The sequence below is a fragment of the Nocardioides albertanoniae genome (assembly GCF_006716315.1).
GTDB lineage: Bacteria > Actinomycetota > Actinomycetes > Propionibacteriales > Nocardioidaceae > Nocardioides > Nocardioides albertanoniae.
Map to the genome: position 1 here is coordinate 1,012,103 of NZ_VFOV01000001.1, position 12,865 is coordinate 1,024,967.

Sequence of the window (12,865 nt, forward strand, 5' to 3'; positions counted from 1 at the left end):
GTGTGCACCTTGCTCGGGAATGATGTGACATGGCCACGAGAGGGAGTAATGGCCGAGCCATACGCAAGCTCAACCCACCGTCCGGAACGAAAGCCCTGGCAGGGAATTCGAGCACGCCTGATCTTCGTGCTGCTCATCCCGACCATCGCGGCCATGGTGTTCGGCGGGCTGAGCATTTCGCGCGCCCTCTCAGCTCAGGCGGAAGCGCGCCAGGCCGAGACGGTCGCCCAGGCGCTGCCTGACACCTACAACCTCGCGATCAACATCCTCTTCGAGCGTGACGGTGCCCTTGCGGGCGTTCCCGAGGTCGTCATGCGGCCTCTGCAGCAGACGACCGACGAGTCGATCGAGGCGTGGAGCGCCAAGGCGAAGGAGATCGACGCCGGCGACGACAAGGACCTCGAGAACAACATCGTCGAGATCCAGCAGGCGCTGAACGGCATCGACGACCTGCGCGCCCAGATCCAGGAGAAGGACACCGCGGTCGAGGCGCAGCTGGCCTACACGAACGTGATGAACAACCTCTTCGGCATCTCCGCGCAGATGCCGACCCTGGAGGACGACGACGTCTTCTCCAAGATCTCCGCGATCAGCAACGTGCGCCCCGCCTCGGAGGCGATGGGCACCGAGCGCGTCATCATGATGAAGGCGCTCGGCGAGAAGGCGGTCAGGGAGAAGAACGGCGAGGTCAACCCCGACGTGCTCAGCGACGAGGATTTCGCCGAGCTCGCGCGTGCCGAGGCCAAGTGGCGCCTGTCCACCTCCGACTACTACCTCAAGACCTCTCCCGACATCCAGAAGATGCTCGACGAGCTGACCAACGACACCACCACCGACGGCTCGATCGGAGCCCCCGCGCACCGGGTCGTCAACCAGGTGATCTCCAGCGGCAGCATGGACCGGATCAAGATGAGCCCGGACCAGTACACCGGCGCCAGCACCGAGTTCATCCGCGGTCTGCAGAAGATGATCGTCGCGACCGCCCAGGAGATCAGCGACGACGTCGGCCAGATCAAGGACGACGCGACCCGCGACGCCATCATCATCGGTGTCCTCGTCCTCGGCGTGCTGATCTTCGCTCTCGCCGTCGGTCTGGTCGCGGCCCGCTCCATCCTGTCGCCGCTGAGTCAGCTGCGTCGTCTGGCCTACAACCTGGCCAACCACGACCTGCCTGAGCGAGTCACCTACATGAACCAGGCCGAAGGCCCGGTCGACACCTATGTGGAGCCGCTCGACATCGCCCGTCGAGACGAGATCGGCGACGTCGCCGACGCGTTCGACGCGGTCCACGTCGAGGCGGTCCGGCTCGCCGGCGAGCAGGCCGAGCTGCGTACGAACGTCGACAAGATGTTCATGAACCTCTCCCGCCGTTCGCAGAGCCTCGTCGAGCGTCAGCTCCAGCTCATCGACCAGCTCGAGGCCAACGAGCAGGACCCCGACGACCTCGCCAACCTGTTCCGCCTCGACCACCTCGCGACCCGTATGCGCCGCAACGACGAGTCCCTCCTCGTCCTCGCCGGCGGCGAGATCGGCCACGCCGCTCGCGGCCCCGTGCCGGTGCTCGACGTGCTGCGTGCGGCCGCCTCTGAGATCGAGCAGTTCGCCCGGGTCGACATCGACTCCGAGGAGAACGCGGAGTTCGAGGGCGCGATCGCCGGTGACCTCGTGCACCTCCTCGCGGAGATGATCGAGAACGCCACCAACTTCTCCCCGCCCGACACCGCGGTCACGATCCGCACCTTCCGCGCCGGCCCGGCCGCGCCGCTGCTGGTGGAGATCGAAGACCTCGGCATCGGGATGACGCCGGAGGAGCTCGACGCGGCCAACATGAAGCTGCGCCGCGCCACCGGCCTCGACGCCGACGTCGCCCGGATGATGGGTCTCGTCGTGGTCGCGCGCCTCGCGGCGCGCCACGGCCTCTACATCGAGCTCGTGCCCAACCGCCCCCGCGGTGTGGTCGCGCGGGTCGAGATGCCGGTCACCACGATCGTCGGCGCCCACGCCGAGGCCCCCTCGGCCGAGCAGCAGGGCTACGACGCCTACGCCTTCCAGGGCGGCTACGGGCAGCAGACCGGCGGCTACCCCGTCACCGGTGAGCTTCCCTACGAGATGCAGTACGGCATGCCTGCCTACGACTCGCAGCCCTACGCCGGCGGCAACCCCTACGACGTTCCCGTCGGCGCGCTCCCCGCGCCGGAGGCGCCGATGAACTCGGCCGCGGCCCCGGCGCTGCCGAGCCGCACCCCGGGTGCCTCCAACCACCCCAACCTCGCCGGCGGCACCGGGTCGTTCCCGCAGCAGGGCGCCAACGGCTTCTCCGGTCAGCACAACGGCTTCGGGCAGAACGGTCCGCAGACCGGTCAGCAGCCTGCGTACGGTGGCGTGCCGCCGATGCCGGGCGACCCGGGCTTCGAGGGCCCGACCTCCCGCAGCGGCAGCTTCCCCGCTCAGCCGCAGCAGTTCAGCGGCAGCCAGCAGCAGTTCGGTGGCGACCCGTTCGGTGGCAACCAGGCGCCGCAGCAGCCGCAGCAGCCCCAGCAACAGGGCGGCCAGCCGGGCGGACAGCCGCAGAGCTTCCTGTCCAACATGCTGCCGGTTCGCAAGGCCGAGGATCTGGCCGCGCGGTTCCCCGACGGTCGATTCGACCCGAGCCAGACCGACGACCTGCCGCGGCGCGACCCGGGCGGTCAGGGCGGCAGCCCGTTCGGCACCAACACCGGCTCCTTCCGTACGTTCGAGCGTCCCAACGAGCACACCACTCCGCGCACGCCGCCTCCGGGCTTCGGTCCGGACGACGACCCGTTCGGTCCCGCCGGCGACGCGATCGCCCCGGGCCCGATGGCGCCCGAGCCGACCAACGCGGCCAGCCCGCTCGACTCGACCACCGAGGTGCAGATCCTCGAGGACGACCAGGGTGGCTCGATCTTCGACGACCTCCAGTCGGAGTGGTTCACCCGTCGCCGGCCGCTCGGTGCGCGCCGCGCGATGGAGGCCAAGGGCGACCCGCTGAGCGACCCGCTCGAGGGTCCGGCCGCCAAGGCGGCCAACGGAGCCAAGCCCGGAGACGCCGGCGCTGCGCCCGCAGCTCCCGGTGCGCCGGCCGACGACCAGGCTCCCCAGGACGACGAGCCGACGACGCCGCCGAGCTGGTCCTCGCCCGGTGACGAAGGTTGGCGCCGCGCCCAGGAGCTCGAGCAGCTTCAGGAGCAGGACCCCGAGTCGATCACTCAGGGTGGCCTCCCCGTACGTGTCCCTGGTCAGAACCTCATCCCCGGCGCGGCCCCTTCGGTCACACCGCCGACATCAGGTCCGCGTAACATGGACGCCCGCCGCACTCGCGGCATGTCCAGCTTCCAGAAGGGCGTCAGCCGCGCCCGCAACAATCCCGCTGAGGCGGAAAGCAACCCCGAAGGTGAGGAGCAGCAGTGACAACGGCCCCCGCAGGACTGGACTGGCTTGTCGACAGCCTGACCCAGCGCACCCCCGACATCGCCCACGCGATCCTGGTGTCGGCTGATGGCATGCCGATGGCCAGCTCCGTCGACTTCCCCCCCGGACCGGGCCGACCAGCTCTCGGCGATCGCCTCCGGTCTCACCAGTCTTACCCAGGGAGCAGCGCGCTGCTTCGCCGCGGGTAACGTCCAGCAGATGGTCATCGAGATGGACGGTGGCTATCTGGTTCTCATGGCGGTTGGTGAGGGCTCCAGCCTTGCCGCCCTCGCCGCCCCCGACTGCGATCTGGGACAGGTTGGCTACCAGATGCAGCTGCTGATCTCGCGTGTCGCCACCGCCCTCACCCCAGATGCCAGAACCGGCGCCTGATCGTGCCCCGACCCTAGGACTGAGATCGTGAGCAACCACGCCTCCGAACCGCCGCCGCTGGTCAGGCCGTACGCCCTGACCCGTGGACGCACTCAACCCAAGCGCGTCTTCCCGCTGGAAGCCCTGGTGATCACCGACCGGTATGTGATCGACGGATACGTCCGTTCGCCAGAGGAGCGGACGATCGCCGAGCTCTGCCGTGAGAGCCGTTCCGTCGCTGAGGTCGCGGCACTCATCCGGGTGCCCCTTGGTGTCGCCCGAGTCCTGATCGGTGACCTTGCAGAACGCGGCGTGGTGCAGGTGCACGCCAGCAAGGTCCCGGACGCCCCGGACACCGCTCTCCTCGAGCGCGTGCTGTCCGGCCTGAGGAAGCTTTGACAGGAGTAATGCAGTGACCACCGACTCCAAGCAGGCGACAATGTCTGCGAAGATCGTCATCGCCGGAGGGTTCGGCGTTGGTAAGACGACCTTCGTCGGATCCGTCTCGGAGATCGTCCCGCTGACGACCGAGGCCGTGATGACGCAGGCCACGGCCGGTGTCGACGACCTCTCCGCCGTGCCCAACAAGAAGACGACGACCGTCGCGATGGACTTCGGCCGGGTCTCGTTGGACTCCGACCTGATCCTCTACCTCTTCGGTACGCCGGGCCAGAACCGGTTCTGGTTCATGTGGGACGACCTGACCCAGGGCGCCATCGGTGCTGTGGTGCTCATCGACACCCGTCGCCTCGCCGACTCCTTCGGCGCGATCGACTACTTCGAGTCCCGCAACGTGCCGTTCGTGGTGGCGCACAACGTCTTCGGTGCCAACCAGGCCTACAAGCCGGAGCAGATCCGTGAGGCCCTGGCTCTTCGCCCGGACATCCCGATCGTCACCTGCGACGCTCGCGACCGCCAGTCGACCAAGGCGACGCTGATCTCTCTGGTCGAGTACGTCCTCTCGATGGTCTCGACCCGCGCGCTGCAGTAGTCCGCGACCCGCGATCACACCCCGACACCCGTTGGAGCCCGGCTCCGGCGGGTGTCGGGCATTTCAGGAGAGGTGTGGCGAGCCCTGACTGTGCGGTAGCGGCGGGCGTCTGCGAGGATGACGAGTTGTGCGGAAGTTCAGGTTGTGGTGGCGCAAGGTGACCCCGAAGTGGAACCTGAGACGCCTGTGGGCGAGGATGTGGTCCGTGATCACGACCCCGTACGCCGATGCGACGGCCGTCGCTGCCGTCGACGAGGCCCGCTCCGCGCTCCTGTCCGACGTCCCAGCCGGTGACGTCGGAGAACACCTCGGCCATGTGGCCGAGGAGGGCGCCGGTCCGGGCGTCGTGACCCACCTGTTCGCCTGCACCCGCAAGGGCTATGTGGGCTGGCACTGGTCGGTCACGGTCGTCTACGTCCCCGTGCTGGGCGACACGAGCCGGCTGACCGTCAACGAGGTAGTCCTGGTCCCGGGTGACGCAGCGGTCGTGGCACCTGCCTGGGTTCCCTACCGCGACCGGATCAAGCCCGGCGATCTCACTCCCGGCGATCTGCTGCCGGTCGAGGACGACGACGAGCGGTTGGTCCCGACGTACGCCTTCGGTGACGACCCGCTCGACGCCGACGAGAAGGCTCAGGTGCGCCAGGTCGCCAAGGACCTCGGTCTCGGCCGCGTCCGTACCCTCTCCGCCTCCGGCTTCGACGACGCCGCCGAGCGGTGGTACGCCGGTGACGGCGGCCCCGAGGCGCCGCTCGCCCAGGCTGCCCCCGACCAGTGCCACAGCTGTGGCTTCCTGGTCCGGCTCACCGGTCACCTCGCCTCCAGCTTCGGGGTGTGCGCCAACGGCGACGCGAACGACGACGGCAAGGTGGTCAGCCTCAACCACGGGTGCGGTGCGCACTCGGAGGTGCGGCTGGCGAAGAAGCACGAGCCGCAGCCGTTGCCGGAGCCGGTCTTCGACACACTCAGCCTCGACGTCGAGGCGCTCTGACCCGAGACGCGCCCAACGCCTAACGGGCGCCTGGGTCAGTTGCGCATCCGACGCGCCCTGCGTCGCCGGGTGACCTCGATGCCGATGGCGCCGATGCCGAAGGCGGCCAGGCAGGTCCAGACCCACCAGGTCCAGCCGCGGTCGCTGAGCAGGCCCCAGAAGGGGAGCAGGGCGACGAACGCGACCAGCCAGCCGAGCGTCGAGAGCTCGAAGGCTCTGACACCGTCTTCGTCGACGAGCTCGATCTTCGGCTCGGGAGGTGCCTCGGCGTAGCCCGGGTCGTCGGCGGCGTAGTAGTCGCCCTCGTAGGCGTCGTAGTGCTGCTCCGGGTAGGTGCCGGAGTAGTCCTCGTCGCGCCACTGGTCGTTCATGGGCTCCAATCTAGGCGAGGAGCGGGGAGCGCGACACCTGTGGGTCTCGACCGGGCGCTACGCTGGGAGGCATGGCTTCGCTTCGCTGCCCCTGTGGCTCCAACTTCCGCACCGAGACCGACGACGAGCTGGTCGAGAAGGTGCAGGAGCACCTCGCCGAGGCGCACCCCGACCGCACCTACAGCCGCGACGAGATCCTGATGCTCGCCGCGATGTCCTGACCGGCTCGCGCCGCTGAGACCCGTTCACCCGCTTCGACAGGTCTGCGGGAATAGTTAGCGATGGTAAGCAGTTATGCTTACCGTCATGCCTACCGCACAGTCCTCGATCGCCGCCGGCGCGACCTCTGACATCCCCGAGGTCGCGTCGTCGCTGCGCACCTCCGTCATGCGGATGCGCCGCCGCCTGGCCAACGAGCGCCACCCCGACAACGACCTCTCGCTGGGGTCGATGGCGGTGCTGGGGGCGCTGTTCGCAAACGACGAGATGACCCTCGGCGCCCTCGCCGCTCGCGAGCGGGTCCAGCCTCCGAGCATGACCCGGATGGTCAACTGCCTCGAGGAGGGCGGCTACGTCGCACGCCGACAGGGCGAGACCGACCGCCGCCAGGTCTTGGTCTCGATCACCGACAAGGGCCGCCGCACCGTACGCAAGGACCGGTTGAGCCGCGATGCGTGGCTCGCCCGTCAGCTCGCCGACATCGATGCCGACGAGCTCGCCGCCCTCCGCACTGCCGCCACCATCATGGAGAGAATAGCCACCAGTTGAGCCCCACATTCCGTTCCCTGCGCAGCCACAACTACCGCCTCTACCTGGCCGGGAGTGTCGTCTCCAACGTCGGCACCTGGATGCAACGCATCGCCCAGGACTGGCTGGTCCTGAGCCTTGGCGGCGGGGGAGCGGCACTCGGTGCCACGACCGGGCTGCAGTTCCTGCCGATCCTGCTGCTCAGCCCCTATGCCGGGGTGATCGCCGACCGCTTCCCGAAGCGGCGCATCCTGCAGGTCGCCCAGGGGTGGATGGCGCTGATGGCACTGGCTCTCGGTGTGCTGGCGGTGAGCGGGCACGCGCAGGTGTGGATGGTCTACGTGATCGCGTTCCTCTTCGGCGTCGGAGCGGCCTTCGACGGCCCGGGCAGGCAGTCGTTCGTCTCGGAGATGGTGCACCCCGACGACCTCACCAACGCCGTCGGGCTCAACTCGGCCTCGTTCAACCTCGCCCGCCTGGTGGGGCCGGCCCTGGCCGGGCTCCTGATCGGCTGGCTGGGCAGCGGGCCGCAGGCGACCGGCTGGGTGATCCTGATCAACGCCGTCTCCTACCTGGCGGTGATCGGGCAGCTGCAGCGGATGAACACCGCCGAGCTGCACTCACCCGACCCTGTCGCCCGGCGGCCAGGGATGCTGCGCGAGGGCATCGCCTACATCCGTACGCAGCCCAAGATGCTGATGGTGCTCGTCATCGTCTTCTTCGCCGGCACCTTCGGGATGAACTTCCCGATCACCTCCGCCCTGATGGCGACCGAGGAGTTCGGCAAGGGCGCCAGCGAGTTCGGTCTGCTCGGCACCGTCCTGGCGATCGGCTCGCTCTCCGGCGCGCTGCTCGGTGCGCGGCGCACCCGGATCCCGCTGCGGCTGATCGTGCTGGCCGCCACGGGCTTCGGGCTCATGCTCATCGTCTCCGGGCTGATGCCGACGTACGCCCTCTTCGCCCTGGCCGGCCCGTTCCTCGGCTTCTTCACGATCACCACCCTCAACACGTGCAACGCCACGATGCAGACCGAGGCCGCTCCGGCCTTCCGTGGCCGGGTGATGGCGATCTACATGACCGTCGTCATGGGCGGCACCCCGATGGGCGCCCCGCTGATCGGCCTCGTCGGGGAGCACTTCGGCGCCCGCGCGACCTTGTACGCCAGTGGCGCCATGGTGCTGTTCGGTACGCTGGTGGGAGTGCTCGTTCTGGTGCGACTTCAGGGCGGCTGGCCCAGGCAGGGACCCAAGCGGAGCCCGCGGCAAATGCCGCAGAGCGTTCCGTTTTGACCCTCTCTCAAGCCGCCGGGTAGCCTCTGAAGCGTGTCTGGGACAACCAGGCCGCTGCGCGTGCCCGGAGCAAGTTCGAGAATGGGTCTCGAAACCGGGCTCGGCGCCCTCAGTTGAGGGATTCGGTTCGCAAGATCCGTCCTCACGTTGTTGGGGTCAGGGCGACACGCCCGACCTCGGGGGCGAGGCGGGACCAGTTGGTATCGCACCACCTGGACGCACACCATTTGATCCTTCGTGACAGAGCGTCACGTCGTGAGAGAAGAAAAGAAGGGGAACCACCGAGGTGCCCACAATCAACCAGCTGGTCCGCAAGGGCCGCGAGGACAAGGCGACCAAGTCGAAGACGCCTGCCCTCAAGGGATCGCCGCAGCGCCGTGGCGTCTGCACGCGCGTCTACACCACCACCCCGAAGAAGCCGAACTCCGCCCTCCGGAAGGTCGCCCGTGTGCGCCTCTCCTCCGGCGTCGAGGTCACCGCTTACATCCCGGGTGTGGGCCACAACCTTCAGGAGCACTCCATCGTGCTCGTCCGCGGCGGTCGTGTGAAGGACCTCCCCGGTGTTCGTTACAAGATCATTCGCGGCACGCTCGACACCCAGGGTGTCAAGAACCGCAAGCAGGCCCGTTCGCGCTACGGCGCGAAGAAGGAGAAGTGACATGCCTCGTAAGGGTCCCGCTCCCAAGCGTCCGCTCGTCGTCGACCCGGTCTACGGCTCCCAGCTGGTCACCCAGCTGGTGAGCAAGGTCCTCCAGGACGGCAAGAAGCAGGTTGCCCAGCGCATCGTCTACACCGCCCTCGAGGGCTGCCGTGAGAAGACCGGCACCGACCCCGTGGTCACCCTCAAGCGTGCGATGGACAACGTGAAGCCGGCGATCGAGGTCAAGTCCCGCCGTGTCGGTGGCGCGACCTACCAGGTTCCGATCGAGGTCAAGGGCACCCGCGGCACCACGCTCGCGCTGCGCTGGCTCGTCGGTTACTCGCAGGACCGTCGTGAGAAGACGATGGCCGAGCGCCTGATGAACGAGATCCTCGACGCGAGCAACGGCCTCGGTGCCGCTGTGAAGAAGCGCGAGGACACTCACAAGATGGCCGAGTCCAACAAGGCCTTCGCGCACTACCGCTGGTGACGTACGGCGGGGCGTGCACGGTATGACCTGGGCGCCCCGCCCCATCCAGACCGAAGACAATCTCTTTAAGGAACGCTGAAGACAGTGGCCGTCGACATCACCACGGACCTCAATGTAGTCCGCAACATCGGCATCATGGCGCACATCGATGCTGGTAAGACCACCACCACCGAGCGCATCCTGTACTACACCGGTATCTCTTACAAGATCGGTGAGGTCCACGAAGGCGCAGCCACGATGGACTGGATGGAGCAGGAGCAGGAGCGCGGCATCACGATCACGTCCGCCGCGACGACCTGCTGGTGGAAGGACCACCAGATCAACATCATCGACACCCCCGGGCACGTCGACTTCACCGTCGAGGTCGAGCGCTCGCTGCGCGTCCTCGACGGCGCCGTCGCCGTCTTCGACGGCGTTGCCGGTGTCGAGCCCCAGTCGCAGACCGTGTGGCGCCAGGCGAACAAGTACGCCGTCCCGCGGATGTGCTTCATCAACAAGCTCGACCGCACGGGTGCCGACTTCTACATGGTCGTCGACTCCATCGTCGACAAGCTGCACGCCAACCCGCTGGTGCTGCAGCTGCCGATCGGTGCCGAGTCCGACTTCCTCGGTGTCGTCGACCTGATCGGCATGCGCGCGCTGACCTGGCGCGGCGAGACCGCCCAGGGCGAGGACTACGTCGTCGAGGAGATCCCCGCCGACCTGGCCGACAAGGCCGCCGAGTGGCGCGAGAAGCTCGTCGAGACCCTCGCCGAGGCCGACGACGACATCATGGAGGTCTACCTCGAGGAGGGCGACGTCTTCGACGTTCCCACCCTGAAGGCCGCCATCCGTCGCGCGACCCTGGCCGACAAGCTCAACCCGATCCTCACCGGCACCGCGTTCAAGAACAAGGGCGTCCAGCCCCTGCTCGACGCGATCATCGACTTCCTGCCCTCGCCGATCGACGTCGAGTCGATCGTCGGTCACGACGTCAAGGACGAAGAGGTCGAGGTCACCCGGCAGCCCTCCGAGGAGGCGCCCTTCTCGGGTCTGATCTTCAAGATCGCCTCCGACCCGCACCTCGGCAAGCTGTTCTACCTGCGCGTCTACTCCGGCAAGGTCGAGGCGGGTGCGACCGTGGTCAACCCGATCAACGGCCGCAAGGAGCGGATCGGCAAGATCTACCAGATGCACGCCAACAAGCGCGAGGAGATCGCGTCGGTGGGTGCCGGTCAGATCGTCGCGGTCATGGGCCTGAAGGACACCAAGACCGGTCACACGCTGTGCGACCCGTCGAACCCGGTCGTCCTGGAGTCGATGAGCTTCCCGGCTCCGGTGATCGAGGTCGCCATCGAGCCGAAGACGAAGAGCGACCAGCAGAAGCTCGGCACCGCGATCCAGCGTCTGACCGAAGAGGACCCGACCTTCACGGTCAAGTCCGACGACCAGACCGGCCAGACGATCATCGCCGGTATGGGCGAGCTCCACCTGGAGGTCTTCGTCGACCGGATGAAGCGCGAGTTCAAGGTCGAGGCGACCGTCGGCAAGCCGCAGGTCGCCTACCGCGAGACCATCCGCCGCAAGGTGGACGGCCACTCCTACACCCACAAGAAGCAGACCGGTGGATCGGGTCAGTTCGCGAAGGTCGTCATGTCGATCGAGCCGAACACCGACCCCGAGACCGGCCTGGGCGTGGGCTACGAGTTCGTCAACAACGTCACCGGTGGTCGCGTGCCGAAGGAGTACATCCCTTCGGTCGACCAGGGTGCGCAGGAGGCCCTGGAGTTCGGCATCCTCGCCGGCTTCCCGATGGTCGACGTGAAGGTCTCGCTCGAGGACGGCGCCTACCACGACGTCGACTCCTCCGAGCTCGCCTTCAAGATCGCCGGCAACCAGGCCTTCAAGGAGGCCGCCCGCATGGCGAAGGCCGTGCTGCTGGAGCCGATGTTCGCCGTCGAGGTCACCACCCCGGACACGTTCCTGGGCACCGTGATCGGCGACATCAACTCCCGCCGCGGTCAGGTTTCCTCGCAGGAGGAGCGTCACGGCGACATGGTCGTCAACGCGCTCGTCCCGCTTTCCGAGATGTTCGGGTACGTCGGTGACCTCCGGTCCAAGACCAGTGGTCAGGCGTCGTACTCGATGGAGTTCGACTCGTACGCCGAGGTTCCCACGAACGTCGCCGACGAGATCATCAAGAAGGCCCGTGGCGAGTGACCTTCGGGTCGCCCGTCCAGGGACTTCGGCAGTTGCAACACTCAGTACGAGTCAGTAAGAAAATCACACCAGGAGGAGCCCACAGTGGCTAAGGCGAAGTTCGAGCGGAACAAGCCGCACGTCAACATCGGCACCATCGGTCACATCGACCACGGTAAGACCACTCTTACCGCGGCGATCTCGAAGGTGCTGCACGCGAAGCACCCGGAGCTGAACGATGAGTCGCCCTTCGACGCCATCGACAAGGCCCCCGAGGAGCGCCAGCGAGGCATCACGATCTCGATCGCTCACATCGAGTACCAGACCGAGGCGCGTCACTACGCCCACGTCGACTGCCCCGGTCACGCGGACTACGTCAAGAACATGATCACCGGTGCGGCCCAGATGGACGGCGCGATCCTCGTCGTCGCCGCCACCGACGGTCCGATGCCGCAGACCAAGGAGCACGTGCTCCTGGCCCGCCAGGTCGGCGTGCCCTCGATCGTCGTCGCGCTCAACAAGTGCGACATGGTCGACGACGAGGAGCTCATCGAGCTCGTCGAGATGGAGGTGCGCGAGCTCCTCAGCGAGTACGAGTTCCCGGGTGACGACCTTCCGGTCGTCCGCGTCGCCGCCTTCCCCGCCCTGCAGGGCGAGGAGAAGTGGATGGACTCGATCGCCGAGCTCATGCAGGCCGTCGACGACTACATCCCCACCCCGGCTCGCGAGACCGAGAAGCCCTTCCTGATGCCCGTTGAGGACGTCTTCACGATCACCGGTCGTGGCACCGTCATCACCGGTCGTATCGAGCGCGGCATCGTCAAGGTCGGCGAAGAGGTCGAGATCGTCGGTATCCGCGAGGGTTCGCAGAAGTCGACCGTCACCGGTGTCGAGATGTTCCGCAAGCTGCTCGACGAGGGCCAGGCCGGTGAGAACGTCGGTCTGCTCCTCCGTGGCACCAAGCGCGAGGACGTCGAGCGCGGCATGGTTGTCATCAAGCCGGGCACCACGACCCCCCACACCAACTTCGAGGGCTCTGTCTACATCCTCTCGAAGGAGGAGGGTGGCCGTCACACCCCGTTCTTCAACAACTACCGTCCCCAGTTCTACTTCCGCACCACGGACGTGACTGGCGTCGTGACCCTCCCCGAGGGCACCGAGATGGTCATGCCGGGTGACAACACCGAGATGTCGGTCGAGCTCATCCAGCCCATCGCGATGGACGAGGGTCTGAAGTTCGCTATCCGTGAGGGCGGTCGCACCGTCGGCGCGGGTCGCGTCACGAAGATCAACAAGTGATCGTCAACTGATCATCTGATCCACAGTGAAGGGTCCCCGGAGCCGCTAGGCGAAGGGGGCCCTTTGCT

At 67.3% G+C, this 12,865-nt stretch carries 14 protein-coding genes; 13 read left to right on the forward strand and 1 reads right to left on the reverse strand.

Features of this window, described 5'->3' with window-relative positions:
• Positions 1–126 precede the first annotated feature (126 nt).
• The 6 genes from FB381_RS04825 (at position 127) to FB381_RS04845 (ending at position 5,783) form a co-directional block, all read left to right on the forward strand.
• Positions 127–3,429, forward strand: a complete 3,303-nt coding sequence (locus FB381_RS04825; RefSeq protein ID WP_170225050.1) for a HAMP domain-containing sensor histidine kinase — start codon at positions 127–129, stop codon at positions 3,427–3,429.
• Positions 3,426–3,638, forward strand: a complete 213-nt coding sequence (locus FB381_RS24565) for a roadblock/LC7 domain-containing protein (protein WP_425465440.1) — start codon at positions 3,426–3,428, stop codon at positions 3,636–3,638. The genes FB381_RS04825 and FB381_RS24565 overlap by 4 nt, the downstream gene beginning before the upstream one ends.
• The gene (locus FB381_RS24570; protein WP_425465456.1) at positions 3,580–3,822 is read left to right on the forward strand and encodes a roadblock/LC7 domain-containing protein; all 243 of its coding nucleotides are present in this window, start codon (positions 3,580–3,582) and stop codon (positions 3,820–3,822) included. Before FB381_RS24565 ends, FB381_RS24570 begins: the two co-directional genes overlap by 59 nt.
• 27 nt (positions 3,823–3,849) lie before the next feature.
• Positions 3,850–4,200: a DUF742 domain-containing protein gene (locus FB381_RS04835; RefSeq protein ID WP_141779240.1), complete on the forward strand. Its 351-nt coding sequence runs from the start codon at positions 3,850–3,852 to the stop codon at positions 4,198–4,200.
• Between the two features lie 40 nt (positions 4,201–4,240).
• On the forward strand, positions 4,241–4,792 hold the full coding sequence (locus FB381_RS04840; protein WP_084101379.1) for a GTP-binding protein: 552 nt from the start codon (positions 4,241–4,243) through the stop codon (positions 4,790–4,792).
• A gap of 196 nt (positions 4,793–4,988) precedes the next feature.
• The gene (locus tag FB381_RS04845; protein ID WP_141782607.1) at positions 4,989–5,783 is read left to right on the forward strand and encodes a DUF3027 domain-containing protein; all 795 of its coding nucleotides are present in this window, start codon (positions 4,989–4,991) and stop codon (positions 5,781–5,783) included.
• 35 nt (positions 5,784–5,818) lie between these two features.
• Here FB381_RS04845 and FB381_RS04850 read toward each other — a convergent pair whose 3' ends face one another.
• Entirely contained in the window at positions 5,819–6,154 is a 336-nt protein-coding gene (locus FB381_RS04850) for a DUF2530 domain-containing protein (RefSeq protein ID WP_141779241.1), read from the reverse strand.
• A gap of 71 nt (positions 6,155–6,225) precedes the next feature.
• Between FB381_RS04850 and FB381_RS04855 the strand changes: the two genes are divergently transcribed.
• The 7 genes from FB381_RS04855 (at position 6,226) to tuf (ending at position 12,797) form a co-directional block, all read left to right on the forward strand.
• Positions 6,226–6,375, forward strand: coding sequence for a DUF1059 domain-containing protein (locus FB381_RS04855; RefSeq protein WP_141779242.1), 150 nt, complete (start codon positions 6,226–6,228; stop codon positions 6,373–6,375).
• An 85-nt stretch (positions 6,376–6,460) separates the two neighbouring features.
• Positions 6,461–6,922, forward strand: a complete 462-nt coding sequence (locus FB381_RS04860) for a MarR family winged helix-turn-helix transcriptional regulator (protein ID WP_246087962.1) — start codon at positions 6,461–6,463, stop codon at positions 6,920–6,922.
• Complete coding sequence (locus FB381_RS04865; protein ID WP_141779244.1) at positions 6,919–8,190, forward strand: MFS transporter; 1,272 nt, start codon at positions 6,919–6,921, stop codon at positions 8,188–8,190. Before FB381_RS04860 ends, FB381_RS04865 begins: the two co-directional genes overlap by 4 nt.
• A gap of 286 nt (positions 8,191–8,476) precedes the next feature.
• A complete protein-coding gene (gene rpsL, locus FB381_RS04870; protein ID WP_091052356.1) occupies positions 8,477–8,848 on the forward strand; it encodes a 30S ribosomal protein S12 in 372 nt (123 codons plus the stop codon).
• Between the two features lies 1 nt (position 8,849).
• Positions 8,850–9,320: a 30S ribosomal protein S7 gene (gene rpsG / locus FB381_RS04875; protein WP_141779245.1), complete on the forward strand. Its 471-nt coding sequence runs from the start codon at positions 8,850–8,852 to the stop codon at positions 9,318–9,320.
• 84 nt (positions 9,321–9,404) lie between these two features.
• Positions 9,405–11,519, forward strand: a complete 2,115-nt coding sequence (gene fusA, locus FB381_RS04880) for an elongation factor G (protein WP_141779246.1) — start codon at positions 9,405–9,407, stop codon at positions 11,517–11,519.
• An 84-nt stretch (positions 11,520–11,603) separates the two neighbouring features.
• Positions 11,604–12,797 carry an elongation factor Tu gene (gene tuf, locus FB381_RS04885; protein ID WP_141779247.1) on the forward strand — a complete coding sequence of 398 codons (1,194 nt, stop codon included), beginning with the start codon at positions 11,604–11,606 and terminating at the stop codon, positions 12,795–12,797.
• Positions 12,798–12,865: the final 68 nt, after the last annotated feature.